The sequence below is a fragment of the Terriglobales bacterium genome (assembly GCA_035651655.1).
Taxonomy (GTDB): domain Bacteria; phylum Acidobacteriota; class Terriglobia; order Terriglobales; family Acidobacteriaceae; genus DASRFG01.
The window spans coordinates 38,932-65,732 of the sequence record DASRFG010000014.1 but is presented as its reverse complement, the minus strand read 5'-3'; the positions used below and the strand labels follow the sequence as shown (position 1 = coordinate 65,732).

Here is a 26,801-nt window from a genome sequence, read left to right as displayed (position 1 = left end):
GCGGGAAAACCGGGCTCTAGTCCCAGAAGGAAAACAGATTTGCCAAGTCGCCAAGAGATCGAGCGCCGCTACGCTGCCATCAGGTCGCGAATGAAGTCTGAGGGCCTCGACGCCCTTATTGTATGCGGCAACCAATACGCCGGTTTTGAGGGCGCGGTGTTCTACGTTTCCGGATTCGAAATCGTCCATCGCTACGTGTATGTGTTGCTGCCGCTCAAGGGCGATCCCACCCTCGTGTTTCCGCGAGAGGCCCGTTGGATCGGCGACAAGCGCAAGCCGTGGGTCAAAGAGCAGGTGTGGCCGGATGTGCCTGGTCAATGGATTCGGGAGCGTGCCCAGGACAGCAATTGGAAACGCATTGGCGTTTATGGCCGCGATTTCATCATGGCTGTGCGCGACTACCGCGAGCTTGAGCAAGCGTCGTTCGAACTGGTGCCATTTGACTTTCAATTCGACATGGCGCGCGCGGTAAAGAGCGCCGAGGAACTGGCTGAAGTCCGCGACGGAATGGACATCATTCTCGATGGTTTTTGGGCGCTGGTGGAAGCTTACAAGCCTGGTAAGACCGAGGCAGAAATCATGGCGCCGGCGGTCGAACTGTTTTTTGCCCGCGGCGCTGGGCCGCGCATGATGAATATCCTGCTCTCCGGTGAGCACGGTGAGGCAGAGGCATCGTTCAAAGTGCCGGGGCATCGCACCGTACAGCGGGACGATCTGCTGCTTTATTCGCTAGAGATCACCGGCGCCGGCGGCTATTGGGTGGAGTTTTCACGGGCGCTGATTGGCGGCAAGCCAAGCGCGCGTACAGAAAAAATGGCGGACGCCTATCCCGAGGCCCTGGAAGCCGCGCGCAAGCTTATGCGAGCCGGGGAACTGGCTAGTAACGTTCATCGGGCCGTGGCCGATATTTTTGCCCGGCATGGATTCGCGCTCGGCCATCTCTCGGGCCACTCGATTGGCACCACGATGATCGAGCATCCCGCCATCGGCGCCAAAAGCCAGGTGCCGCTGGAAGAGAACATGATTTTTTCATTGCATCCGCAGGTCGTGGACAAAGAAGGCACGGTCTGCCTCTACACGCAAGACACTTATCGGGTGGGCAAGACTGAAGGGGAGTGTCTGGCGGATGTGCCCTGGCGCTTCTTCAGCGGCGAGGAAGCGCGAGCCGAATACAGCGCGGCGCGATAACCATGAAAATTTGCATTGTCGGGTGCGGCGCGGTCGGCAGCTTGTTTGCTGCCCATCTGGCTCGCGGCGGGCAGCATGAAATTTTTGCCTACGACGTGTGGCAGGACCACATTCGCGCCATCCAGCAAAGTGGGCTGCGCCTTTCAGGCGCGGCCGACTTCACTGCACGGCTCACCGCCACCACCAACGCGGCGGAAATTCCTCGCTGCGATTATGGCATTGTGGCAACCAAGAGTACGCACACGCGGTCGGCCATATCCGAAGCGGCACGCATCTTCGATGAGAGCAGCGCAGTTTGCTCGGTTCAAAACGGCGTCGGCAACGAAGAAATTATTGCTGAACACGTACGCTACGTCATTCGCGGGACAACGTTTCCCGCGGGGCATCCCATCGCTCCAGGTCACATCGGATATGACATCAAAGGCGACACGTGGATTGGTCCGTTCGAGCCCACAAAAACGCCCGTGAAAAAAGTAGAGGAGCTAGCTTCGATTCTCACCGCATCCGGCATGAATACTATTCCTCTCAAAGATGCCCGCGGCGCGCAATGGACCAAGTTGATCTTCAATGCTTCTACAAATCCGGTGGGCGCCCTCACGCTACTTCACCATGGCGCTGCGACATTCTTTCCATCCACTGGTCGACTTTTCGACGACTTGATCGACGAAGGATTAGCGGTCGCAAAGGCGTTGGGCATCGCGCTGCACGGCGATCCGAGAGAGCTGGTCAAGAAAGGCGCCAACGCGCCCGGCAAGCACAAGGCGAGCATGCTTCAGGACGTGATCGCGAAGCGCCAGACAGAAGTGGACTTCATGAATGGTGCTATCGTGCACTGGGGAGAAAAGACCGGCGTACCCACTCCGCTGAATCGCGCCATGTGGGCGCTGATTAAGGGCCTGGAGCATTCGTGGACGGAGCCGTAAACACCGTCGACCGTGGACGAACCCGAAATTTATGAGCGTTCCATTTCGCATTGGTGTATTGCAGTTGAGCATGGAGCCGCTGGAAGAAACGGTGCGCATGGCGAAAGCCTGCGACCGCGCCGGCTTCGACGCGTTCTGGCTGGCCGAGGCCTACCCGTGGTGGCGCAAACATTCCATGGAGGCGCGTTCCTCAACCGCCATTACCGCCATCATTGGCCGTGAGACGCGACGCATCCTCATCGGCTGGGGAATTATTTCGCCTTATACGCGCCATCCGGTGCAGATCGCGATGGAGGCTCGAGTGATGCAGGAGGCCGCCGGCGAAGGACGGTTTCTGCTCGGCTTGGGCGCCTCGAAAATTTTCATGAAGGAAATTGGCGAGGGTGAGAAGGGAAAGGAAGCAAGTCCGGCGGTGGTGATGCGCGAGAGCATAGAGATTGTCAAAGCTGCGCTCGCCGGAAAGGCCGTGGAATTTCAGGGAAAGGCTTTTTCCGCATTCTTGCCGCCTTTGCGCAGCGACGCGCATTCGCCGCGTTCGGTTCCCCCCATTTATGTTGGCGCCACCGGTCCGGTGCTGCAGCGGCTTTCCGGGTCGCACTCCGACGGGCTGCTTACCGCCAGCATCACCACGCCCGGATTTGTGCGCTACTCGCGCACGAACATGGAAGAAGGTGCGCGCAAGGCGGGGCGTGATCCTGCCGCCCTCGATCTCGGCTCGGTGGTGGTCGGCAGCATCGACCGCAATTCTGCGCGCGGAAAAGAGGGCGCTCGCGAGATGGCGGCCATGTATTTAGCCAACAAAGTTCAGAACATCCGCGGCTCCGCCGACATGATCCTGCAGAATGCCGGTCTGACCTCTGAAGAAATCCAGCCGATTGCGGACGCTATGGAGCGCGGCGGGCGCAAAGCGGCCGCAGGCGCGGTCACGGACGACATCCTGCGTAAGACCTCTCCCATCGCGGGCACACCCGACGAATGTATTGCAGCTATCGAACAATACCGTGCCGCCGGATGCACTCACATCCTGCTGGAAATTTGGGGAGAAAATCGCGAAGAGCAAGCGCGGCTGTTTGGCGAAGCGGTGCTGCCGCATTTCAAAGCTGCGGGAGCAAGAAGAGGCGACTAGGCGAGTCGCGACGTTGGAGCGAGCTGAGCTGCGATCTCGCGGAATTCTTTATCGCTGATCAATCCACGCTTCGCAATAGCTCTTCGTTTTATTTCGGCCAGGATGGTTGCTCGTGCATCTGCCGGAATTTCCACTCCCAGCTCGCGGCATTTCAAGTCGATGCTGTCTAAGCCGCTCTTTTTTCCCAACACAATTCGCCGGTTGGCTCGGACAAGATCGGCGGAGTAAGGCTCGATTGCCTCGGGGATATGAAACTGGCTGGCCACGGCGCCGCTCTCACGCATGAACAGGTTTTCTCCGACCAGCGGTTTCCAGGCGTCCACATCATAGCCGGCCGCCTTGCGGACGACTTCAGATACCTCACGCACTTTCGTTAAGTCGAGCGCCACGGGGACGTCGTACAGGCAGCGCAGCGCCAGCGCGATCTCGGCGATATCGGCATTGCCCGCGCGCTCGCCCATTCCATTGATCGTGCCCTGGATCCACGTAGCGCCGCCGCGCACCGCCGCGATGGCTGACGCGGTGGCCAGGCCAAAATCGTTGTGCCCATGAAAGTGCACCGGAATTGTCGGGCCTACCCATTCGCATAGTTGCCGCGTAAGGAATTCAACGGCTTCGGGCCCGCAGGCGCCGATGGTGTCCACTAGTACCACTTCGTCGGCGCCGGCTTCGCAGGCAGCCAGATAGATTTCTCTCAGAAACGTGAGCTCAGTGCGAGTGCCATCCACTGCGAAGAACGCAACCGTGATGTTGTTCTGCTTGGCAAAACGGATAGTTTCGGTCACTCGCGCTACCGCTTGCTCACGAGAAATGTCATAAGCTTTGAGCTTGATGTCGCTGGTAGGTACCTCGATCACAGATGCTCGAGCTCCGAGGCGCACCAGCTCCTCAACGTCTGCGCGGGTGGCGCGAGCAAAGCCCCATACTTCGGCCTTCAGGCCAGCGTCCAGCACGAGTTTGAAAGCATGACTGTCTTCCGCGGAAACTCGAGGGAATCCCGCTTCAATGCGGCTGACGCCCAGCTCATCCAGCTTGTGCGCGATTTCGAGCTTCTGTTCCGGCGAGAGCACCACGCCGACGGTTTGCTCGCCATCGCGCAGTGTAGTGTCATAAAAGCGAACCGGCTGGGTGCGGCGAAAGGCGGACCGGATCTCCGGCCGGGCATTGACTTCGCTCACCCAAACTTTGTTTTTTAGGCCGTCGGATGTCATGAAATATTGAGGAGACGTAGCAGGCTACGTCTCTACCCATCAGTTTCCAGTCTAGCGATCAGTTTCCAGCGCCGCCAGCACCGGCGCGGGTTTGCCGCCGTAAGCCTCTTTCCAGGAGATGACTGGATTGCGCAGCACGCCGATGCGCTCGATCTCGCACTCCATCACGTCACCGGGCTTGAGGTACCAGGCTTTCGGATCTCCGCTGAACGCCGCCACCCCCGAAACCGTTCCCGTGGAAAGCACATCGCCGGCGCTGTAACCCATGGGCGAATAGTGGGCGAGAATCTCGGGAATCTTCACAGCCATCTTGCCGGAATGCGAACGCTGGCGCGGCTCGCCGTTCACTCGCAGCTCCATGGCCAGATTGTGCGGGTCGGGAATTTCGTCGGCCGTAACAATGTGCGGCCCGAGCGGACAGAAGGTGTCTATAGCTTTGCAAAAACTGAATACGCCTGACTTCATCTCCTCGCGCTGGATGTCGCGCGCCGTAATGTCGTTGAAGATCACGTAGCCGCCGATGTAATCGCTGGCTTCTGCCGCCGTGAAATGTTTGCCGGATTTTTTTAGCACGACGGCCAGCTCCAGCTCGTAGTCCAACTCTTGCGTGAGGTGCTCGGGATAGATCACCGGCTCATCCGGGCCCACAATGGCGTCAACATTCTGGAAAAATACAATCCATGGCCGCACGGGATGAGAAAATTTCGCGCGCTGCGCTTCTTCGTGGTGTTCGCGGAAATTACCGGCGGTGTGAAAGAACTTTTTCGGGATGATCGGCGCCTTTACCTTCACTTCAGAAAACTTGTAAAAAAGCGGCTCATCACTCGTTCCGAGCGGCCTTTCCTTCGTCTGCTTAACTTCCAGCGCGTGCTGAAATGCTTTCCCTGCAGCTTCCAGACTCGCATCGCCGCCTTCGAACAACTGCCGCATGTTGGGGGGGACCATCGAATCGGCCGTTCGAGCGTATGCGGTCTGGCCGTCTACGTCTCGGAGGTACAGAGCGCGGGCGACGTTTAGATCAACAATTTCGCCTTGCGAACCTACTGCGCCAATCCGGCTCTGGCGGAATTCATTTTCAAAGGTCACTAGGCGCATAAATTTCTGCTTGGGATGAGTTTAGTGAGCCCAGTGAAGGTTGTCCAACAGGCCGCCTAGGCGGCAACTTCGTGTGCGATCGCGTCTCCTAGATCGCTGGTAGTAGCCTTCCCGCCAATGTCAGGAGTTCGAACCTCAGGTGTCGCGAGGACTGCGGCGATGGCCCGTTCAATTTTGTCAGCCGCCTTGTCTTCCTCCAGGTGGCGTAGCATCATTGCTCCTGACCAGATTTGCGCGGTGGGATTTGCAATTCCGCGTCCGGCGATGTCGGGCGCAGACCCATGAACGGGCTCAAACATGGAAGGATATTTACGTTCAGGATTGAGATTTGCCGAAGGCGCGAGTCCCATGGAGCCTACGACGGCTGCCCCCAGGTCGGACAAGATGTCGCCGAACAGGTTCGATCCCACCACAACATCAAACCAGTCAGGGTGACGCACAAAGTGCGCCGTCAGAATGTCGATGTGATATTGATCGGTTTTGATGTCCGGAAATTCCTTGGTAATCGCGGCGAAGCGCTCATCCCAGAACGGCATGGTGAAGACGATGCCATTTGACTTAGTGGCCGAGGTGACATGCCGCTTCCGTTTTGCAGCCAGCTGAAACGCAAACCGCATTACACGATCGCATCCATGGCGGGTAAAGACTGTCTCCTGGGTTGCAAACTCCGCGTCGGTGTTGCGGAACAGTCGGCCTCCAATCTCAGAATATTCACCCTCGTTGTTTTCGCGAACGATGCAGAGATCAATGCAGCCAGGAGGGAAATCTCTGAGAGGGGTTGAGATCCCCTGGAGCAGACGGCACGGCCGCAGGTTCACGTACTGCTGGAACGCCCGGCGAATGGGAATAAGAAGTCCCCAAAGGGATACATGATCCGGCACTTGTGGGCTACCCACCGCTCCCAGATAGATAGCATCGAAAGAGCGGAGCTGATCGAGACCGTCTTCCGGCATCATTCGCCCGGTTTTGAGAAACCGCTCGCAACTCCAGTCAAAGTGCTGCCAGGAGAAATTAATGTCGCTGCCGCGACCAACAGATTCCAGCACACGAATACCTTCTGGAACTACTTCGCGGCCGATGCCGTCGCCCTCGATGACTGCAATCTTGTAGCGCTTCAAAATGCCTCGCAGTATGGTGGAAGGAATGTGTTACGCCTAACGGGTACAGAGCGCGGTGAGCCTGTGCATGTCCGGCTCGGATTCAATCTTCCGGACCAATTCCCCAATTTCCTTCGTCTTGGCGTCCGGCCAATCGGCAAAATTTGCACAGCCGTAAAATTTCTCCGCCACTTCTTCGTAGCTCATTGGATTCGTGGGACTGCCTTTGGCAAAATCAGCACGGCCTGAAAGTGTGCGCCCGTTTTTCAAATGAACTTTGATGATGGTTGTCATCTTGTCGAAACCGGCTGCCTCGGCCTCCGGATCCACGTAAAAGCGGACTCGCCCGATCATTTCTTGCACGTCACGGCGATTCACCACACTGTCGGTGAATTCCCTAAGGCCGGCCTTGCCGTCTAGCAGCAGGATTGCCATACAGAATTCCATGCTGAACTTTGCCTGGAGAGCATTTTTGGGGCGATGGTGGATTAGGGCATTCGGAAGATTGTGATTCGTTCCGACTTCCACTTGCTCAATGTCGGCAGCTCTGATGTGCTCCGTCCGGATCAAGCGCAACATCTCACTCATGCCGGGATGAGTCAGCGATCCCGATGGGAAGGGTTTAATAGACACTCCCGGGGAGGCAAACGTCCACGGCTTCCCTAATTTGTCCATGATGGCCGCAGGAGCATAGGTACCCCCGTAGGCGTGAAAGAACCCGCGAGGAGCCTCCAGTATTCCGTCAGCTCCGCTCCAACCGAGTGCGGCCAGGTCAGTGGAAAAAACGCCAACCTCGGCCGCATGGCCGGCATGGAACGGCTTCATCATAGTGCCGAAATTCTCGCGCAAACCACTGGCCTGGCTCGCCGCAATGGCGAATGCGCGCTCGATTTGATCTGTCTTAAAGCCGCGCAGCTTAGCGCAAGCGGCAGTGCCACCAAAGACACCGCACGTTCCGGTGGAGTGAAAGCCATCTTCATAATGGCGAGGAGAAATCGCCTCCGCGATTTTGGTTTCGACTTCTATACCAAGCTGATACGCAAGCATCAGATCTTTTCCGCTGCGGCCCACCGTCTCTGTGATAGCAAAGGCGGCGGGCAATACAGGCACGGTGGGATGCGTAAGCAGACCGTAAACCCGGTCCTTCGCCACCGCAAGTTGGGTGTCGTCGAAGTCCTCCACATGAATCGCAACGCCATTCACAAATGCAGCAAACCGGGTTGGGAGTTTGCTGGCGGTGCCGATTACGGTCGCGCCGCCAGCCGGAAATCCGAACGATTTCATGTAGGTCTGCAGAATCTCGTTGGTTTGAAGGCGGGACCCGGCCAGGGCCAGGCCGATACCATCCAGCAAAGATTTTTTACCTAGTTCAATCACATCGTCGGGAATATCCGAGTATGTGGTTCGCACTACAAAATCAGCCACATACTTTGTTAGCCCGGGGATTTGGGGAAATTGGACTGAACACGATTCAGATGTAGCAGACGCGAAGCCAAGACTAGAGCTGCCCACCAGACCAAGTCCGGCGCCGATACTGGCTGAGCTTTTCAAGAACGCGCGCCGCTTCATCTTGGATCTGTTTCCCCTTTTGCGAAGGTCATTCTTTTCAAGCTGCCTCGGCGATCACATTTCAGCGATAATCGATGGCCAAAAATAGAGCATGTCGGTACTGTTGTTATTGTTACAACGTTATTCCATTCCATAGGAAGGCAAAAATCGCATTCCGGGCTGTTTTTCACGTAGCATTCACGCAGCCTTAATGTCATGTGTCCATGCTGTGTCTCGCAAAATGCGGACCGGCAGCATGTTCCAAGAGAGGCGAGATGTCTTCTCCAGTATTGGAATTGGAAACTGATATTGCTCAACGTGCCCGGCGTCGTATTGCCTGGCGCATCCTGCCGTTCCTATTCGTGCTGTACATCATCGCCTTCATAGATCGAATGAACGTTGGAGCCGCCGCGCTGCAGATGCCCCACGACCTCGGCTTCAGTGACGGTGTATTGGGCTTTGGGGCAGGTATTTTCTTTCTTGGCTATTTCCTGCTCGAAATTCCGGGCGCATTGATCGTAGAGCGCTGGAGTGCCCGCCGTTGGATTTGCCGAATCATGGTTTCCTGGGGACTCGTAACAATTCTGATGGCTTTCATTCACACCGCCCGGCAGTTTTATATGACGCGTTTTCTGGTGGGCGCCGCCGAGGCCGGATTCTTTCCCGGCGCCATCGTCTACATGACCCACTGGTTTCGGTACCAGGACCGCGCCAAGGCGGTGGCCGTTTTCTATGCTGCCAATTCTCTTTCTTACGTGGTTGGGTCACCCCTTGCCAGTTGGCTGCTTGGAATCTCCTGGCTCGGTATAAGGGGATGGCGGTGGCTCTTTATTATGGAGGGAATTCCGGCGGTAGTCTTTGGCGTCATAACATTTTTTTATCTCACCGATTGGCCGCACCAGGCTCGCTGGCTGTCGGAGTCGGAGCGATCCTGGATCACGGAACAGCTAGCCAAGGAAAAAGAAGCTAAGAAGCGGGTGCATTCGTATCGCATCTGGGAGGCTCTGCGCCAACGTGACGTGCTCCTGCTGACGCTCTGCTATTTTTGTGCGCAGACGGGCGGCTACGGTATTGGCTTTTGGCTACCGAGCATTCTGAAGCGGCTGTCCGGGAAGAGTGACTCCCGAGTAATCCTATTGGCAAGCCTACCCTACATTGCAGGCTTCATTACCCAACAGCTAAACGGGTGGCATTCCGACCGACATTGTGAGCGGCGGTGGCATGCAGCGATTCCGGTGATCGCTTGCGGTGCATCGCTTTCGCTTGCAGTGGTTTTCTCTTCAAGTCCTGCAGTCTCATTGCTCATCTTCACTCTGGTGGGGGCATGTTTTTACGCCTTTCATCCATGCTTTTGGGCGGTGCCCACTCGTTTTCTTAGCGAATCGGCAGCCGCCGCTTCCATAGGCATGATTAATTCAGTGGGTAATCTCGGCGGGTTCGTCGGTCCGGCGGTAATGGGATACCTGGCCGGCCGTACGCACTCCTTCAAAGCGGGCATGCTCTATCTGGTTATTAGTCTTTTTGCTTCGGGTGGGTTCATGCTCTTGGTGGGAAAGCGTCGCGACCAAGCACCCAGCGCAGGATAAATTGGAAGTTCACGTTGTTTTCATGTGTCTTTCATGTTCGATGGATAGCCTCACCGTGGGATTGCGGCAGTTCGCTTTCAGAAGTACTGGATACAGGTAGGAAAGAAGCGCACAATCAGGGGTCTCGAGTTCCCGATAAGCCAAGGAGGGGTTATGAACCTACGACTATGCTCGCGAAGCAGTGCTCGCCTGGCAGCAAGCTCGTTCGCGGTGCTTGCATTGGCGGTTTGTCTTCACGTACACGCACAGGTAGCAGGCGGTGCGTTGCAAGGAACGATTCTGGATCCCTCGGGCGCGGTTGTAACGCGCGTTCACTTGGACATTAAGAACACGTCAACGGGAGTTATAAGGACGGCCGAGACCAATACCGATGGTTTCTATACCGTTGCCAACCTGACTCCCGGCCCCTACGAAATCACGGCTTCAGCTGCCGGCTTCAATACCGAGGTGCGAAGAGGAATCTTGATGACGGTTGGGGCGCAGCAAACGCTGAACCTGACCCTGCGAGTCGGGACCGAGACCAGGAAAGTTGAAGTGACCTCTGAGGTGCCCGCGATCCAGCTGATTTCCTCCGACATAAGCGCGGTAGTGAATGCCACCACGGTTCGTGAATTACCGTTGAACGGAAGGAGCTGGACGGACCTGGCGACGCTGCAGCCAGGCGTGGACACCATCTATACGCAACCATCTTTTGCCGTAGGAGCCGATCGCGGCAATCGTGGTTTTGGGCAACAGTTGACGATTTCGGGGGCCCGGCCGCAGCAGAACAACTACCGTCTGGATGGCGTCAGCCTCAACGACTATGCAAATGGGGCACCCGGAAGCGTGTTGGGCGGGAACCTGGGAGTGGATGCCATCCAGGAGTTCTCAGTCTTGACAAGTAACTATTCAGCGCAATACGGCAAGACCTCCGGGGGTGTAGTGAACGCAGTAACGCGCACCGGAACCAACGCTTTCCACGGCAGTGCTTACGAGTTCCTGCGCAATAGCGCATTGGACGCGAGAAACTACTTCGATGGGGACAAAATTCCCCCATTCAAGCGAAACCAGTTCGGTGGAGCGGTGGGGGGCCCCATCTTCAAAGATCGTACGTTCTTCTTTGCCGATTATGAAGGAGTTCGGCAGGCCAAAGGCCTAACAGCGGTGGATACTGTTCCGACACTCGCGGCGCGTGCCGGGCACATCCATGACTCTTCGGGTAATCCTATAACCGTATCCGTAGACCCCGCGGCGCAGAAATATTTGGCACTCTATCCCATACCCAACGGCGCGGTCACTGACAATCCCGATATCGCAACCTTCAGTTTTGCAGGTCAGCAGGTGGTCAACGAAAATTTCGTTACGACGCGCATTGATCACCGCTTTTCCGAAAAAGACGGCCTTTTTGGCACGTACATGTTTGACCGCACTCCTTACAACTCTCCCGATGGGATGAACAACGTCTTGCTCGGAAGCCTGACCTCACGCCACATCCTGGCCGTGGAGGAGACACATTCGTTTACCTCTGCTCTCGTTAATGCCCTTCGATTCGGGTACCAACATCAAATCGTGAACAACAATCAGAGCGTGAGCGCAATCAATCCAGCAGCAGCCGACCCATCGCTGGGATCGTTTGCGGGTCGAAACGCGACGCAAGTTCAGATCAGTGCGGTGACCCCGATGCCGGGTGGAGTTGGCGGGCTTCCGACATATTTGTATGGCTGGGATTCCTTTCAAATCTACGATGATGCCTTTCTCACCAAGGGCACGCATTCACTCGCCTTCGGGTTCTCTGCCGAGCGCATGCATCTGAATGTTTCCGCATTCACTGACCCGAACGGGATCTGGCAATTCAAGACCTTGCAGGACTTCTTGACGAACAACCCCAAAAGATTCCAGGGTGGCGTAGTAAGTACAGTCAGCCCCAGGCATCTCCGCCAGACACTGTTTGGCGCTTACGTGCAGGATGACTGGCGATGGAAGCCGAACCTGACACTGAACCTGGGACTCCGCTACGAGATGTCCACGGTGCCAACGGAAACAAGTGGCAAGCTCTCGAATCTGCGGAATCTTACGGACGCGGTTCCACATCTCGGGGATCCATTCTTTAGCAATCCCACCACGCGGGATTTCGAGCCGAGGGTTGGGTTTGCCTGGGACCCGTTCCGCACCGGGAAGACGGCGGTCCGCGGCGGAGTCGGTCTATTTGATGTGCAGCCACTGCCCTATCAGTTCATACTTTTGACGACTCTCGCTACACCATTCTTCAAGTACACGGTAATCCCAAAGTCGGACTTCACCACGCCACAAGCTTTTTTCTCTGGACTGCCATCGGTTCTACCGGCCGGCAAAATACGAGGCACATATATTGAGCCCAACCCCAAACGCAATTACGTGATGCAGTGGAACCTCAATGTGCAGCAGCAACTAACGCCAACCCTCAGCGCAATGGTGGCATATGTGGGATCACGCGGAGTCCATCAACCCTTCCGGGTTGATGACGCAGACCAGGTAATGCCGACGAAAACCGCTGCCGGTTATCTGTGGCCGCAGGTGGATGCCGATGGCAACTTACTTACAACCGGTCAGCCTCCCTCACGCTTTAATGAAAACTTCGGGTCAATTCGAGGAATGTTCTACGTGGGCCGCTCCTACTATAACGCGCTCGAATTGCAGGTGGCTAAACGCATGAGCCATGGTTTTCAAGTGCAAGGCGCTTACACCTGGGGCAAGAGTATTGATACCAGTTCGGCAACCGTGGCGGGAGACGCGTTCGGCAATTCCATTTCGAGCTTGACGTGGTTTGACCCGCGCGTGAGCCGCGGTGTATCCGATTACAACATTGGACGCACCTTCGTACTCAACGGAACTTGGGAAGTGCCCGCGCCCAAGTCGCTCTCCGGTCCGGTGCGTTGGTTTTCGGATGGGTGGCAGCTGGGAATGATTTTCCAGGCTAGTGACGGGGTTCCTTTCAGTCCTACCTTTGCCACTGGCGGTGACCCCCTGGGAACGTTAAGCAGCGATGACTGGGACGTTCCCAATCGCCTTACTACCCCTGGATGCAGCAGCCTTATTAATCCAGGAAATCCCGACCATTACGTCAAGACAGAGTGCTTCACCGTACCTGCGGCGCCTACTCTGGCATTCTGGAATGCCAACTGTGACAAGAATCCACCCAGCGTTGGTGGACCCGTCTCCTTCCCGGATTGTTTCAATCTTCGCGGTAACGCGGGACGGAACATCCTTACCGGCCCTGGAGTAACAGAGATGGATTTTTCAATATTCAAAAACAACCACATTCGAAGAATATCGGAGACCTTCAACGTGCAGTTCCGGGCGGAATTGTTCAACGCACTGAATCATGCGAACTTTGCCCCGCCTACTACCCCGGACAATACGGATATATTTGACGGAACTGGAGCTCCAACGGGGGTCGCCGGAAGACTTTCGCGGACCAGTACCACGGCCCGGGAAATTCAATTTGCTGTGAAATTTATCTGGTAATTGCGGGGCTGAGAAAATTAATTGCCTAAGCTAGCGCAAGCGCTGTGGGTGGTGGGCATTTTGTTCGCCACCCACAGTCCGCAACCCTTCGGACAAGCAGCACCGGCATCACCGTTGAATTTTGAGGTATATCGCTCGCGGATCGAGCCGATCTTCCTCAAGCAGCGTCCCGGGGGAATGCGCTGCTACGATTGCCACTCTGCCATTGCTACGCGCCTGCGATTACAGCCGCTGACACAAGGTAATTCTTCCTGGACAGAGGAACAGTCGCGCCAGAATTTCGAGGCAGTTTCTCAACTAGTGGTCCCCTCAGCACCTCTTGAGAGTCGCTTGTTGCTCCATCCGCTTGCGACTGAGGAGGGAGGAGATCCCACACACACTGGCGGCAAATTCTGGCAATCGCGGCAGGACCCGGAATGGCAACTGGTGGCAAATTGGATCGGCGGCGCTTCTTCTGGTGCTCCGTCCAGTGGAAGCTCTGCCAGACCACAAGACACTCCCGAACTGGACTTCTTTGCGACCCGTGTTCAGCCTGTTTTCCTGAAGGAGCGGCCGGGGCACGCGCGCTGCTACGGCTGCCACACTGAAGCCAACCGGATCTTCCGACTCGAGCCATTGCCCCCTGGCGCGCTAGCCTGGACACCCGAGCAAACCCGACGCAATTATCAGAGCGCAGTCCAGCAAGTGGCACCAGGGGACCCGGGATCCAGCAGACTGCTGATGCATCCCCTGGCTCCGGAAGCGGGAGGCGACCCTTTTCATTCCGGCGGCCGGCAATTCCAGTCGGAGAACGATCCTGACTGGCTAATTCTCGCTCAGTGGGTGAGGGACTTAAAAAGGGGGGCGATTTCCATGCCCGGTGGAGGGGCACGCATCTATGTCACCAACAGCGCAGCCGACACCATTGATGTTGTGGACGCATCCACAAACAAGGTTGTGCAGGTTATTCGTGGGATAGAGTTGCCCCACGGAGTGGTCTTCTCACCTGACGGCAGCCGAGTCTACATCAGTAACGAATCGGAGAGCACTCTGGATGTGGTTGACTCGCATACAGGGGAAATTCTGCACAAGGTACCTTTGAGCGGCCGTCCCAACAACCTGACCATTACAAAGGATGGAGAACGAGTGCTGGTAGGCATCCGCCACCCGCGAGGCGCGGTAGACGTAATCTCCGCAAGTTCGCTACGGCGACTGAACACTATTCCGATGAATGGGAGCGTGCACAACATCTATGTCACGCCAGACGGAAAGTTCGCGGTGAGCGGCTCTATCGAGGCGAAAACCATGACGGTTCTCGATCTTCAGAAAAACGAAGCCGTGTGGGAAGTCAAGTTTGACCAGGGCGTTCGCCCCATGACGTTTGCCGTGAATGCGGATGGATCCACCAGTCGAATTTTTCTGCAGCTGTCGAATTTCAATGGGTTTGCCGTGGTGGATTTCGCCAAGCGAGCAGAAGCAGCCAGGATCAAGCTCCCCGATGAGCCGAGTGGATTCGGCATCGCTGAGGGACGTATGGGAAGCCCGTCCCACGGGATCGGCGTCGCGCCAGACGGCAAGTCGCTATGGGTTAACAGCACGGTGGCGAACGCCGTCTTCAAATATTCCCTTCCCGACCTTACGTTAATGGGACACGCATCTCTCCCCCTGGTCCATTCCTTGGGTGCGGAACGCTCCGGCGCGGTGCCTGAATGGATAACGTTCACGCCAGACAGCAAGCGGGTGTACGTTTCAAATTCTGGAGCACGCTCGGTTTCAGTCATCGATTCGCAAACGATAAAACCGATTGCGCTCATACCGGTGGGTGAAGTTCCGAAGCGCATGAACACGCTTGTCATGCGTTAGTGGACAGTACTGTAGCTATTTGAACTCCACAGTCACATACCGGGCAGGTTCTTGGCTGATGTTCGTCACCGAGTGTTTGATGCCAGCGTCGAACCAAGCCACGTCGCCAGCGGCAACCCGCACAGCTTGGGGCGGCTTTCCAGCGGTATTGCTCTGCAAATTAAGGTTGCTGATGGCGATCAGCAGGTGCGGCACAGAATGACTATGCTCGGGGACGGTGACTCCGGCGTTAATCACAGTCTCCGACACTCGAACCGCGGCGCTTTCGCCCTTCGCAGTCTTGACCACACCCTCAGCTATTTTCGCCGGCTGCGGATGACTGCTCGCCTCCGCCGGAGCAGAAGATGGCGGAGTGCGAAGAATTTCGACTGTCATGTTGCGGAACGGAGTGTCGGCCAAATTTTTCACTTGGTGCGTAAACCCGCCATTAACCAGGCGAGCGTCACCGGCGAGGCTCTTTGTTGTAACAGGTGGCTTACCCTCGACGTCGTTCTCAACTGCCGCGTCCGCGAGACTCACAGACACGTAGTCAGTCGAGTGGTGATGGGGCAGGGTCGGTTCGTGCGCTGGTACCTCCACCCTGAAGGCGCGCATGTACGTATTCTGCAGTACGAGGTGGTGATGGGGCTCGGCGGCAACGTCCACAACGGAATTACCTGGCGGCAGGACTACTAACAGCGCAAAAACAGCGCAAAACCACGGCAGTTGTGCTCTCATGAGCTGACATTGTATGACGGCGTGTCAAGGCATAAGTGAGAGAAGAGACGGCCGCGTGCGTGTGATCGGTAGCAGCACGGACGAAAATGGGAGATCAAATTGCCGGCATTCTGTCCTCTGGGCGTCTCGGGGCGTTGGAATCCGATTTATTTGGCGTTCAGGAATCCTTAATCTGCACTGGCTATAGTTTCATCGTCTGGTATCAGGGGCTTTTGGCCAGGGGTAGGGCGGCTGAAGGAGGATTTGTGAGAAAGTTCAATCTCGTCTGTGTGTCTCTTGTCCTTGCATTGACGAGCAATGCGCATTCCTGGGACTCCAAACCGAAGATCACGAAGGCTGCCGCCAAGAGCACAGCCAGCGCTCCCCTCCGACTAGTTCAAACTATTTCGCTCAAGGACATTGATGGCGACTTCGACCATTTTGGCCTTGATCTGAAAGGTAATCGCCTCTTTCTTACAGCCGAAGATCACAAGAGCATCGAAGTTTTCGACCTTAAGTCCGGAAGACACCTCCGCAGTGTCGGCGGGTTTGGCGAGCCGCACTACGTGCGTTATCTTCCACAGGCAAACAAACTGGTTGTGGTTGATGGTGGCGCTGCTGAGGTGAAGTTCCTCAAAGGAGATACCTACGCGCCCATTGACTCCGTCAAGTTAATGGAAGATGCGGACTCTTCTGCCTTCGATCCTTCTACCGGGTATTTGTACACAGTGAACGGCGGTAAAGGCGCAAACCTGAAATACTCGGCGGTTAGCATCACCGACACGAACACCGACAAGCACATTGCCGATATTCGTATCGAGTCACCGCAGCTGGAGGCGATCGCATTGGAACCCTCCAGTCCACGGATGTTCGTGAACGATACAGCGAATAGCCGTGTCCTGGTGATTGATCGCGAAAAGCGCGCAATCGTTGAAACCTGGCCCATTACGGCAGGCCAGAAGAATTCTCCCATGGCACTCGACGAGGCGAACCACAGGCTGCTTGTGGTTACTCGCACGCCACCGCGCTTGGTGGTATTGGACTCAACCAGCGGGAAACAAGTCGCCAGCCTACCCAGCGCCACCGGCGCGGACGACATCTTTTTAGACCCAGCTCGCAAGCGAATTTACGTTTCAACGCGTGCAGGCGTCGTAGTTGTCTATGGGCAAACTGATGCAGACCACTACCAGGTTGTAGCCAATGTGCCGAGCTCTCCCGGAGGTAAGACGGCCATTTTTGTCCCCGAGTTAAGCCGCTTATACGTCGCCGTCTGTAAGGCCGATGGCTCTAAAGTCGGGTCAAAAATGGCAAGTGTCAAAGTGTTCGATGTGAAGTGACCCTCACCCGTTCTCGGCCGACACGCACGCCGGTCCGAAGCGAGAACTGTCTTCAATGAATTCAACACTGGCCCCGAGGCCGCCGATGATGCCCGGTACTGAAACGGCGACCGTCAGGCCAACCCGCGTGCGATGGCAGATCCTGGCGCTGCTGGCGCTCATCATGGCAGTAACAGCCCTGGGACGCCTTAACCTGAGCATTGCCGGCAAGTACATCCAGGACGAATTCAAGTTCAGCACCGAAGCGATGGGGTGGATACTGGGGGCGTTCGCCTTTGGCTATGCATTGTGCCAGGTGCCATGCGGATGGGCGGGAGATCGGTTTGGCCCTCGCGGCACCCTGACCGCGGCGATGTTGTGGTGGGCGAGTCTTACCGTCCTGATGTCTTTCGTGCCGGCGATCCACTTCCGTACGTGGTGGCACCTTGCCTTGGCCTTCGGAATTGTGCGCCTCCTAACGGGAGCCGGCGAAGCAGCCAGTTATCCGAACGCGAACAAGGTCGTCGCGTTCTGGACGCGCGCTGGGGAGCGTGGCTTGGGCAGCAGCTTCCTGCTCGGCGGAGTTGGCGCGGGCGGAATCCTTGCTCCGCTGGTCCTCTCACGGGTGGCACAAGGATGGGGGTGGCGGAGCAGTTTCGTCCTTTGCGGCGCCGTAGCCGCTGTAATCGCCTTCTGTTGGTATGTGTTCGCAACCGACCGTCCGGAGCAGCACCCGCGCATCAATTCCGCTGAGCTGGCACTCATTACCGCCTCTGCAAACGCCAGAACGCGGATCGGGAGAGGGCGCACGCCTTGGAGAAGGTTCTTTTCCAGCGGCTCAGCATGGGCATTGCTTCTCAGTTATTTCTGCCATGGATACACGCCCTATATTTACTACACTTGGTTCTTTATCTACCTGGTGCGCGTTCGCGGCCTTACGGTTACCAAGGGTGGAATATGGGGAACCACTCCGTTTATTGCGATTACGTTGATGTCGCCGCTGGGAGGCTGGTTTTCCGATAGGGCGGCATCCCGCTACGGTCGCCGTCGTGGCCGACAGATTGCTGCCATGCTGGGAATGACTTCGTCAGCACTCCTGCTGTGGGCGGGAAGTCACGCCACCAGTACCAGTCTTGCAGTTTCGCTGCTCGCTCTGGCCGCAGGATTCAGCGCATTTGCCGCCGCAAGCTGGTGGGCCACGTGCATTGATATGACCCCCAATTACTCCGGCTCGCTCTCCGGTTTGATGAACACGTGTGCGAACATCGCGGGCGGTATAGCGCCCATATTGACTGCGTATATCGCAACCAGGTTCGGCTGGAGCCGCGCTCTCGACGTTGGCGCAATCATTTCATTTACCGCCGGAGTTCTGTGGATGTTTGTTAATGCCGAGGCATCACTGGAACCGGCCGCTCAAAGCGCCAGTGTGGCAACAGCACAAATGAGTGGCGGACAGCAACGCCCTTGATGCTGAACTATTCCGCTATGCTCAACTACGGCAATGGATTCTGCTGGCTGACCAAAAATGTCTAGGAGGCCCATCACGTGGAGAGAATGACCAAAGTTTTCAGGGAGATGCTACAGCGTCCTGGAATCATCCATGCTCCCATTGCATACGATCCTTTGACCGCCAAGATTGCCGAAAAAGTTGGTTTTAAAGCCCTGGACTTAGGCGGATACGCGCTGGGCGCGAGCAACTGCGTTCCCGAACCCATGCTTACATTGACCGATGTTGCGGAAGCCACCAGGCGGATTACGGCGGCGGTAAATATTCCGTTGATGGTGGATGGCGGAGCAGGCTACGGCGACCCTGCCTATGTAGTGCGGACAATACAAGAACTGGAGAGAGCTGGCGCTGCCGCTATCCATATTGAGGACCAGGTGTACCCGAAGCGGGTCCACTACCACAAGGGAATCGAACATCTGATTCCGGCCGAGGAGATGTGCGTGAAGATACGTTACGCGTTGCGGGCCCGCCGCGATCCCGACTTTGTAATTGCCGCACGGACCGATGCCATGATTACCGATGGCTATGCCGAAGCCATCCGTCGCGCCAATTTGTATGCCGAGGCTGGAGCTGACATGGTCATGCTCTTTCCCAACAGCGTGGCAGAAGCACGGCAAGCACCCAAAGACGTCAAGGCGCCCCTGATATTTGTTAACAGCGAAGGAAACCGTTTTGGGCGGCCGATCTTCGCTATCCAGGAACTCGAGGACATGGGCTTCAAGATGGCGAATGATGCGATCAGCGCGATCAGCGTGGTGTTCAAAAGCGTCAAGGACTTGTTTGTCCAGCTGAAGACCCAAGGACGTACCGGTATGGATCAGAAAGTGTACGTGGGAGTGCGCAAGGAAATAGAAGACACTATAGGACTCGAAGAGTTCTATCGAATGGAAGAAGAAACGGTCGAGAGGTCCTGAGACGGAAACGCCGGCTCAACGCTTATCGGGGCAGGCCGGATGTGATCGCGCAGCAAAATGGCGGGATGAACCGCCACTCTGCCAGTGAAGTCCATTACCTGATGGCGGCAAGAAGTGCCTCCAGCTATCACCACGGTCCCCTCATCCGCATTGCGAACTGCGGGAAGCAGTTTGCGCTCCCCAATCTGCCGTGAGACGTCGTAATGCTCCCGAAGATAACCGAAAGAGCCGGCCATACCACAACATCCTGCGTCCAAATCCACAACCGACGTGCCCGGGATCCTGGACAGCAGCGCCAACGCGGGAGCCAGCAGGCCCATGGATTTCTGATGGCAGTGACCATGCAAGAGCAGTTTGCGTGGTCCCGGAGTGAAATTAAGCGGGCTGTTGCCCGACCGCAGTTCCCCTTCCATAAATTCTTCAAACAGCACACACTGACTAGCCACTAGGTCTGCCTGCTCTCTGAGTTCGCCTCGTAGTAATCCCGGCAGATCTTCGCGAACCGCGGAGAGACAACTCGGCTCGCAAAAGACGATGTGTTTCCCGGCTAACGCGGCAGAGTAGAAAGCCTCCGTCGTCTCCCGGGCGCGCGCACGCGCTTGTTCCAGCAAGCCTTGCGAGATAAGGGGACGTCCGCAGCAGTGGTAGGGCAGCACGCCGACCTTGTGCCCTATAGAGTTCAGAACCTGCGTGGCTCCAATTCCGATCTCCGGATCAAAATGGTTCGTGAACGTGTCATTGAAGAGGAGCACCGAATTGGCTTGTTGGGCGGGCGCGTTTGCCTTTGACCAATCTTCGAAGGTGTGACGCTTCCATTGAGGAAACCGCCTTCTCCGATCCAGATGAATCAATCGCTCACTCAGGTAGCGAACGCCGCTATTTGCCATCACCCAGTTGGAAACCGGAGCGAACCGGCTTCCCCACCGTGACATGCGATCGATGGCGCCGAACATTCGGGCGCGCCAGGGAGTCCCGTTCGACGCCCAGTAGCTCGCTAGAAATTCGCTTTTGAATCGGGCCATGTCCACTCCAACCGGGCACTCTGACCGGCAAGCGCGGCACTCCAAACACAGGTCTAACACGGCGTACACATCTTTCGCGGCTAGCGGCATGGCGCCGGGAGTTCCATTCATTGCTAAACGCAGAACGTTGGCACGCCCGCGCGTGCTGTGCGCTTCCTCGCGAGTTGCCATGTAAGAGGGGCACATGGTCCCGTCCAGCTTTTTGCGGCATACGCCAAGTCCGCTGCACATCTCCACGGCACGAACGACGCCGCCGTATTCGGAATAATCGAAGAACGTGGGGGGATCCGCCGTTTTGTACTCGGCGCCGTAGCGAAGGTTTGCCGTAAGTGAAACGGGATCAACTATTTTTGAAGGATTGAAAATTCCCGCGGGATCAAATTGCTTTTTGATCGCGCGAAACGCGCCGTACAGTTCGTCTCCAAACATTTTTCGCACAAAAGGAGTTCGCACCAGACCGTCGCCATGTTCGCCGGAAATAGCTCCGCCAAACTCCAGCACGAGGTCCGCGCTGCCGTTGGCAATACTTTCAAATCGTTCGATGCCCTCGCTGGTTTTTAAATCGATAACAGGTCGCACGTGCAGACATCCGACGGAGGCATGTGCGTAAACCCCGGCGGTGGTGCCATGGCGGTGTATAAGGGCCAGAAACCGCTCAATGTAATCACGCAACTTTTCGGGTGCGACGGCGGTGTCTTCTACAAAAGAGAGCGATTTTGCGTCTCCTTTCATTGCCATTGATAGACCGAGAGCAGCTTCGCGCAGGTTCCAGATCTTGGCTTGGGATTTTGGGTCGAGAGCGCGGTGGAAGTGGTATCCAAAGTGCCTTCCGGCCAGGTCCTTCTCGAGCGCGTCGAGCCTGGGGCCAAGCAGGTCGTCGGTGTCGCCGTAGAATTCGACAACCAGGAGCGCCCCCGGATCACCCACGATAAAATCCCGCATGCGCTCAAAGGCAGGATTCTCACGCGTGTGGTTCAGAATGAAATTGTCCATTACCTCGATGGCGACGGGGTGATGTTCGAGAATGGCCGGCACTGCCGCCAACGACTGCAAGAGATCGGCAAAGTGAATTGCCAACACTGCCTTGGCCTTCGGCAATGGGACTAGTTTGATTTTCGCTTCAACGACGACTCCTAAAGTGCCTTCAGAACCGACCATGAGCTTGCACAAGTTGAACGGCTGGTCCCCAACAAACGCATCAAGGTTATAGCCACCTACTCTGCGTAAAATTTTGGGGAAACGGCGATCTATCTCGTCGCGATGCGTGGCAGCAAGTTCACGCACCATTCGGTATGCGTTTGCCTCAAGCGTGTCGCCGGTGCTAGCGGCATCGAGTTCGTCTGCGGACAAAACACGAAAGTGAGCGATGGATCCGTCGGCGAGCACCACACATTGTTCGAGCACGTGGTCAATGGTCTTCCCATACACCAGCGAGCGAGCGCCACTGGAATTGTTTGCCATCATGCCACCGATGGTGGCTCGGCTGGCGGTGGAGATATCCGGCGCAAAACGCAACCCGTGCGGGCGCAAAGTGACATTCAATTGGTCAAGCACAACCCCAGGCTCAACCCGCGCCCATCGCTCGCTAGCATTCACTTCCAAAATTCGATTTAGGTATTTCGATGTATCCAGTACAACACCGCTCCCAATCGCCTGGCCCGCCTGAGATGTGCCGCCGCCTCGTACCGTAATCGGTACACCATGTCGGCCACATATACGCACCACTTGTACGATGTCATCGGTTGTACGCGGCAGCACTACCCCCAACGGCTGGATTTGATACACGCTGGCGTCGGTGGAGTAGAGAACGCGCGAGACGGCGTCGAACCTGGTCTCTCCGCTGACTTGTTGCTCAAGTTCTTGTCGCAAAGAGTCCGCGGAGGTGAGTGCCGCAGTTCGCGGCAGGGCTGGATCAGGATTCATTGTGCTCGATCCATTTTCGGACGGCTCGTGATACATCATCCTCGATCAGTATGGTCAAGCGGTCTTGGTGGTTGCGCAGCGGATGCAGCGCACTTGTCTCGAGCAGTTTCGTCGAAAGTGTCTCCGCCGAGACACTCCATTGCAGCCCGGACTCCATTGGGACGATAGGGAACGCCGGCGGCACGCAGACCTAGCTCTACCCCCGCAAGAGTGCCCATCAGCATGAGATCGTTAAAGTCACCAAGATGTCCGATGCGGAAGACTTTGCCTTTCAGTTTTCCCAATCCCATGCCGAGTGAGAGATTGTACTTTTCGAATGTGACTCTCCGGAACGCGTCGGCGTCCTGCCCCGGTTGCAAAAGAACCGCTGTCACTGAATTCGAGTATTCGCGGGGATCAAGAGCAAGGACTTCGAGTCCCCAGCCTTGGACAGCGGCTCGTGTAGCTGCACCGTGACGTCGGTGCCGCGCAAAAACATTTTGTAATCCTTCCTCATGCAGCATGGCGATCGCTTCCTGCAGGCCATAAAGCATATTGGTGGCAGGGGTATAGGGAAAATAACCGGTGGCATTGAACTCCATCATGTCGCGCCAATCCCAATACGAACGCGAGAAGCCGTTTCTCTTTGACGCCTCCAATCCCTTGGCGGATACAGCATTGAAGCCCAAGCCGGGCGGCAGCATTAGACCTTTTTGCGAGCCTGAAATGGTGACATCAACACCCCAGGCGTCGTGCTGATACTCCATTGCGCCCAACGAGGAAACGGCATCCACCATAAACAGCGCGGGATGGGCTATGTCATCAATGGCCCGGCGTATGTCCGGAATCCTGCTGGCAGTTCCAGTGGCGGTCTCGCTGTGCACAACCATGACCGCTTTAATTTCGCGTTTCCGGTCGGCAGAAAGGCGAGCGTGCACTTCCTCGGGGGCTACTCCATGCCGCCAGTCGCCGGGTACGAAGTCAACCTTCAGCCCCAGTTTCTTTGCCAGGGCTTGCCAAAGGACGGCAAACTGACCCGTTTCGAACATCAGTACCTGGTCGTTGGGCGAGAGGGTGTTGACGATCGCGGCTTCCCAAGCTCCGGTTCCCGATGAGGGGAAGATCAAAACCGGGCCGGAGGTCTGGAAAATCGAGCGGCACCCCTCCAGCACATTCGTGGCAAGCGCCGCGAAATCTGGACTGCGATGATCGATAGTGGGGCGATCTATGGCACGAAGAACACGGTCGGGGACATTGGTTGGTCCCGGAACCTGAAGAAAATGCCTACCGGGACGACGCTTGCCTGTCATTTGTCCGCCTGGAAAATTAAGCCGGGCAGCTGAGATGTCATCTCCATTCGCACCGCCTCAAGAGCGTCGGGGCTCAAACCCAGCGCTTTCAAAATGGTCGGTGCGATCTGCGCGGTTCGAACCGGAGACTTAATGGTCGTAGCCTCGTAAGATGGAAACGAGACTAGCAGCGCCACGTGAGTGTCGTCCTCCGTGAACCCACCGTGCTCGGCGATAAAGTTGGCATCAGTGTAGAGCACACCAGGCTGTGGTTGGACGATGATATCTGGCATTCGACTGTCAGCCAGCGGATCATTAAACCTGAGCCGGAGAGAGTTCCCTGCATAAATGGTCTGAATCTTGGCCTCGCTGCGTCTCAGTTCGAGAGTGCGTACCACCTCTTGCGTGCGACTGTGATCGCTGAGCCAGATTAGCGCACAACTGCCATCCTGGTTTGCCTGAGCTAGCAGCCCCGGATGAATCCCGTTCACAAGCTTGGGAATAAGCTCGAGGTCCGCGTACTGCAAGGCGCGCGGGTCAATAGGAGCATCGCCGTGCTTGGCCGTCACAATGATTAGAGTGGAAGCGAGTAGCCGCTGCGATTGCAATGCGGCAACCATCTGGCCAAGCGAGCGGTCGGTATGATCCAGCGCTTCTGCCAATCCGGCGCTGGGAGTACCTTGCGCGTCCAGATATCCATTACCGGGAATCTTCTGCGCAACACTAATGGCTTGGAAATTCATGCCGAATAATGCCGGGACTTCGGCTACGTGAGCGCCACTGTGATCTTTTCCCCTGATCTCATTGAGCACACCTTGCACTCTCATATCGTCGAATTCTTCGATTCGGGGAATACTCCTCGCCCTGCTCGCGGCACGGACTTCCGGGACCAAAAGATCGTCCACGCCCTTTCCCGAAGGCCCGTTCACCAACTCGTAAGCGGGGTGCTTGTCCGACCAGGCGGTACGTCGTCCTGCAGCTTTGATGATCTCGAAGACGGTATTTACGCGCAGAAATTGGTGAGGATATACGGGCGTGCATCCGTTAGCAGGATCGCGGGGCAGCTTCTCGGGATCAATACCTCCGCCCCCATCGAGGGCATTGGGATCGCGGTCAATCGAGCTGTCGAACACAACTCTGGTCCCTCGCGTACTGCAATTCGATCCTGGCGGAGACAGATTATGATCGTAGCTGTTTTCGAACATTACTCCAGTTGAGATGGGCGAACCGCCCGTGATCATCGCGAGCAGGCCCGGCCAGGAATTTGAGGGCATCGCGGTCAGTGCGTTGGTGTAGGTCACGCCATGTCTGGCTAACTTTGCGAGCGTCGAATCCGGTTTGGCTTGTACATAGTTGGCAAGATCCAAGGCGTGGAGACCGTCAATGCTGATCAGGAGAACTCGGGACACGCGGGCGGGCGGCAGAGTTTCGGACAGAGTCCAACCAGGAATCGCACACACCAGCGCCACTGCGCACCACAACGACCGCATTCAAGTTCCCTCAAAGACCCGGAGCACGTTATCAATTTCAGATGAAACCCGCATGAAGTCAGGATGAACAACGATTTTCAGTGCCCGGCCATAACTCCTGAGCGGCGAAATTCATGCGGGCAGAGGTTGTCCTCTCGTCTCTTCTCCGAAGGCGAGGAGCAGCAAGCCCACGGCAAATGCGGCGCCGGTGAGCGCCACGGGGGTGCCAATGCTGTGAAAGTGAGCAACACCAGCACCCACCAGGAAAGTGATGCCCGCTCCCACAAACCGTCCCGCAGATACCGCGAGCGCGAAGGCGCTGGCCCGGCATTCGGTTGGATACTGTTCAGGTAGCCACAGCGTGTACATGGCGAAGTTCGCGCCTCCGATTCCCAGGAATGGCAAGCACGCTATGAACAAGCCCAGCGCGTGCGTCGGACGATAAAACGCGTAACCGAAGGCGAGCGGGATAAAGACCAACATTATTGCAAAATAGAACGCCAGTGCCATGCGGCGGCCTAGCCGCTCCGCCATCGGCGGCAAGGCGATGCATCCTACGATCGTGCCTATGGAAAGAAGCATGGTTCCATAAGAAGCCAGGCGAGAGCTTGCGGCGGCTGTCATTCCCGCATGGCTCGCAAGGTAAATCACCGAGGAGGGAACATAGACCGCACCCGCCCACAGTCCAATAATCGATACCAGCACGTAGAGGCAATTCAGGATTGTGCGGCGCCGAAACACTGGACTAAACAGGATCAGGAAGGAATGGCTTATCGATTTCCGCTTGATGTGCTGTACCTTCTCCGTCCAGCGGCGAGGTTCGGTTACTCCGTAGCGGATCAAGCCGACCAGCAACGCGGGCGTTCCACCCACAGCGAACATCGCCCGCCAGCCGTAATGAGCTCCAACCGCATAGTTCAATAGCGCGGCTAGAAAAAAGCCGAAATAGTAGCCGGTATGCATCAGGCCAGCCCCCATGGCGCGGCGGCTCTCGGGCCATTCTTCGGCAATAAAAGTGCCTCCCATGGCCCACTCTCCGCCGATGCCGATGCCCGCCAATAAGCGAAAAGCGGCCAATTGCCAGACGTTATGGGCAACTGCACCCAGGAATGTAAATAAGGAATACCAGGCTATGGTAAGCATAAGGGTGCGAACCCGGCCGAACTTGTCTGCTAATGGGCCCCACAGCATCGCCAAGCCCCAGCCCACCAAGAAGAAGGCGAACAGCAGCCCTCCATAAAAACCTTGATTACCCGGCGTATCTGGGATCCCGGAGCGCGGCAACAACTCGTGCAGGGCCGGCACCATAACCAGGGCATAAATGAAGGAATCCATTCCATCCAGGGCCCAGCCGCCCCAGGCCGCCCAGAAACCACGGACCTGGTTCCCAGTAAGCTTTTGTCGTGAGGGTGCGATCTCGAGCTTGTCTATCGCGGCTGACTCAACCATCTGGCAGATCTCCCGGGGCGCGCAGGATAGTACCACGCCAACACAGGGTAAAATGGCTGCCAGATGCGCGGCTGGAGCGCAAATACCCGGCATTTGTTGTTGTTTGAACAACATTTAATCTTCACTTCATTTCAGCTT

General features: G+C 56.6%; 18 protein-coding genes. 9 read left to right on the top strand and 9 right to left on the bottom strand.

The window, feature by feature from the left end:
* The first annotated feature begins 39 nt into the window (after positions 1-39).
* From VFA76_06115 to VFA76_06105, 3 genes are read left to right on the top strand one after another with little or no spacing between them, the layout of a single operon-like run.
* A complete protein-coding gene (locus VFA76_06115) occupies positions 40-1,188 on the top strand; it encodes a M24 family metallopeptidase (protein HZR31409.1) in 1,149 nt (382 codons plus the stop codon).
* A gap of 2 nt (positions 1,189-1,190) precedes the next feature.
* A complete protein-coding gene (locus tag VFA76_06110) occupies positions 1,191-2,111 on the top strand; it encodes a ketopantoate reductase family protein (protein ID HZR31408.1) in 921 nt (306 codons plus the stop codon).
* 31 nt (positions 2,112-2,142) lie between these two features.
* The gene (locus VFA76_06105) at positions 2,143-3,237 is read left to right on the top strand and encodes an LLM class flavin-dependent oxidoreductase (GenBank protein HZR31407.1); all 1,095 of its coding nucleotides are present in this window, start codon (positions 2,143-2,145) and stop codon (positions 3,235-3,237) included.
* Here VFA76_06105 and VFA76_06100 read toward each other — a convergent pair.
* The 4 genes from VFA76_06100 to VFA76_06085 are packed head-to-tail and all read right to left on the bottom strand — an operon-like array spanning position 3,234 to position 8,209.
* Positions 3,234-4,448 (bottom strand): hypothetical protein, encoded by a 1,215-nt coding sequence (locus VFA76_06100; protein ID HZR31406.1) that lies wholly within the window; start codon positions 4,446-4,448, stop codon positions 3,234-3,236. The genes VFA76_06105 and VFA76_06100 overlap by 4 nt on opposite strands.
* A gap of 51 nt (positions 4,449-4,499) precedes the next feature.
* Complete coding sequence (locus VFA76_06095) at positions 4,500-5,543, bottom strand: fumarylacetoacetate hydrolase family protein (protein ID HZR31405.1); 1,044 nt, start codon at positions 5,541-5,543, stop codon at positions 4,500-4,502.
* Between the two features lie 56 nt (positions 5,544-5,599).
* Positions 5,600-6,661 (bottom strand): tartrate dehydrogenase, encoded by a 1,062-nt coding sequence (locus VFA76_06090; protein HZR31404.1) that lies wholly within the window; start codon positions 6,659-6,661, stop codon positions 5,600-5,602.
* A gap of 36 nt (positions 6,662-6,697) precedes the next feature.
* Positions 6,698-8,209 (bottom strand): MmgE/PrpD family protein, encoded by a 1,512-nt coding sequence (locus VFA76_06085; protein ID HZR31403.1) that lies wholly within the window; start codon positions 8,207-8,209, stop codon positions 6,698-6,700.
* A 254-nt stretch (positions 8,210-8,463) separates the two neighbouring features.
* Between VFA76_06085 and VFA76_06080 the strand changes: the two genes are divergently transcribed.
* The 3 genes from VFA76_06080 to VFA76_06070 all read left to right on the top strand — a co-directional run bounded on the left by VFA76_06080 (position 8,464) and on the right by VFA76_06070 (position 15,099).
* Positions 8,464-9,774, top strand: a complete 1,311-nt coding sequence (locus VFA76_06080) for an MFS transporter (protein ID HZR31402.1) — start codon at positions 8,464-8,466, stop codon at positions 9,772-9,774.
* A 153-nt stretch (positions 9,775-9,927) separates the two neighbouring features.
* Positions 9,928-13,257, top strand: coding sequence for a TonB-dependent receptor (locus VFA76_06075; GenBank protein ID HZR31401.1), 3,330 nt, complete (start codon positions 9,928-9,930; stop codon positions 13,255-13,257).
* Between the two features lie 21 nt (positions 13,258-13,278).
* Positions 13,279-15,099, top strand: coding sequence for a cytochrome D1 domain-containing protein (locus tag VFA76_06070; protein ID HZR31400.1), 1,821 nt, complete (start codon positions 13,279-13,281; stop codon positions 15,097-15,099).
* A 15-nt stretch (positions 15,100-15,114) separates the two neighbouring features.
* Here VFA76_06070 and VFA76_06065 read toward each other — a convergent pair whose 3' ends face one another.
* Complete coding sequence (locus VFA76_06065) at positions 15,115-15,816, bottom strand: hypothetical protein (protein ID HZR31399.1); 702 nt, start codon at positions 15,814-15,816, stop codon at positions 15,115-15,117.
* 245 nt (positions 15,817-16,061) lie between these two features.
* Between VFA76_06065 and VFA76_06060 the strand changes: the two genes are divergently transcribed.
* From VFA76_06060 to VFA76_06050, 3 genes are all read left to right on the top strand, one after another.
* Positions 16,062-17,132, top strand: coding sequence for a hypothetical protein (locus tag VFA76_06060; GenBank protein ID HZR31398.1), 1,071 nt, complete (start codon positions 16,062-16,064; stop codon positions 17,130-17,132).
* Positions 17,133-17,187: 55 nt separating this feature from the next.
* Entirely contained in the window at positions 17,188-18,579 is a 1,392-nt protein-coding gene (locus VFA76_06055; GenBank protein HZR31397.1) for an MFS transporter, read from the top strand.
* A gap of 86 nt (positions 18,580-18,665) precedes the next feature.
* Positions 18,666-19,532: an isocitrate lyase/PEP mutase family protein gene (locus VFA76_06050; GenBank protein ID HZR31396.1), complete on the top strand. Its 867-nt coding sequence runs from the start codon at positions 18,666-18,668 to the stop codon at positions 19,530-19,532.
* Here the strand turns inward: VFA76_06050 and VFA76_06045 are convergent.
* The 4 genes from VFA76_06045 to VFA76_06030 all read right to left on the bottom strand — a co-directional run bounded on the left by VFA76_06045 (position 19,496) and on the right by VFA76_06030 (position 26,663).
* Entirely contained in the window at positions 19,496-22,477 is a 2,982-nt protein-coding gene (locus VFA76_06045; GenBank protein HZR31395.1) for an FAD-linked oxidase C-terminal domain-containing protein, read from the bottom strand. The two genes, VFA76_06050 and VFA76_06045, sit on opposite strands and share 37 nt — an antisense overlap.
* A gap of 35 nt (positions 22,478-22,512) precedes the next feature.
* Positions 22,513-23,766, bottom strand: a complete 1,254-nt coding sequence (locus VFA76_06040) for an aminotransferase class V-fold PLP-dependent enzyme (protein ID HZR31394.1) — start codon at positions 23,764-23,766, stop codon at positions 22,513-22,515.
* Positions 23,763-25,154, bottom strand: coding sequence for an alkaline phosphatase family protein (locus VFA76_06035; protein HZR31393.1), 1,392 nt, complete (start codon positions 25,152-25,154; stop codon positions 23,763-23,765). The genes VFA76_06040 and VFA76_06035 overlap by 4 nt, the downstream gene beginning before the upstream one ends.
* Positions 25,155-25,346: 192 nt before the next feature.
* Positions 25,347-26,663, bottom strand: a complete 1,317-nt coding sequence (locus VFA76_06030) for an MFS transporter (protein HZR31392.1) — start codon at positions 26,661-26,663, stop codon at positions 25,347-25,349.
* Between the last annotated feature and the right edge of the window lie 138 nt (positions 26,664-26,801).

What these genes read in the sequence shown, in the direction of transcription:
- VFA76_06110 (HZR31408.1), top strand. Translation starts at nt 1,191, where the DNA reads ATGAAAATTTGCATTGTCGGGTGCGGCGCGGTCGGCAGCTTGTTTGCT.
- VFA76_06105 (HZR31407.1), top strand. Translation starts at nt 2,143, where the DNA reads ATGAGCGTTCCATTTCGCATTGGTGTATTGCAGTTGAGCATGGAGCCG.
- VFA76_06100 (HZR31406.1), bottom strand. Translation starts at nt 4,448, where the DNA reads ATGACATCCGACGGCCTAAAAAACAAAGTTTGGGTGAGCGAAGTCAAT.
- VFA76_06095 (HZR31405.1), bottom strand. Translation starts at nt 5,543, where the DNA reads ATGCGCCTAGTGACCTTTGAAAATGAATTCCGCCAGAGCCGGATTGGC.
- VFA76_06085 (HZR31403.1), bottom strand. Translation starts at nt 8,209, where the DNA reads ATGAAGCGGCGCGCGTTCTTGAAAAGCTCAGCCAGTATCGGCGCCGGA.
- VFA76_06080 (HZR31402.1), top strand. Translation starts at nt 8,464, where the DNA reads ATGTCTTCTCCAGTATTGGAATTGGAAACTGATATTGCTCAACGTGCC.
- VFA76_06075 (HZR31401.1), top strand. Translation starts at nt 9,928, where the DNA reads ATGAACCTACGACTATGCTCGCGAAGCAGTGCTCGCCTGGCAGCAAGC.
- VFA76_06065 (HZR31399.1), bottom strand. Translation starts at nt 15,816, where the DNA reads ATGAGAGCACAACTGCCGTGGTTTTGCGCTGTTTTTGCGCTGTTAGTA.
- VFA76_06055 (HZR31397.1), top strand. Translation starts at nt 17,188, where the DNA reads ATGAATTCAACACTGGCCCCGAGGCCGCCGATGATGCCCGGTACTGAA.
- VFA76_06050 (HZR31396.1), top strand. Translation starts at nt 18,666, where the DNA reads ATGACCAAAGTTTTCAGGGAGATGCTACAGCGTCCTGGAATCATCCAT.
- VFA76_06045 (HZR31395.1), bottom strand. Translation starts at nt 22,477, where the DNA reads ATGAATCCTGATCCAGCCCTGCCGCGAACTGCGGCACTCACCTCCGCG.
- VFA76_06040 (HZR31394.1), bottom strand. Translation starts at nt 23,766, where the DNA reads ATGACAGGCAAGCGTCGTCCCGGTAGGCATTTTCTTCAGGTTCCGGGA.
- VFA76_06030 (HZR31392.1), bottom strand. Translation starts at nt 26,663, where the DNA reads ATGGTTGAGTCAGCCGCGATAGACAAGCTCGAGATCGCACCCTCACGA.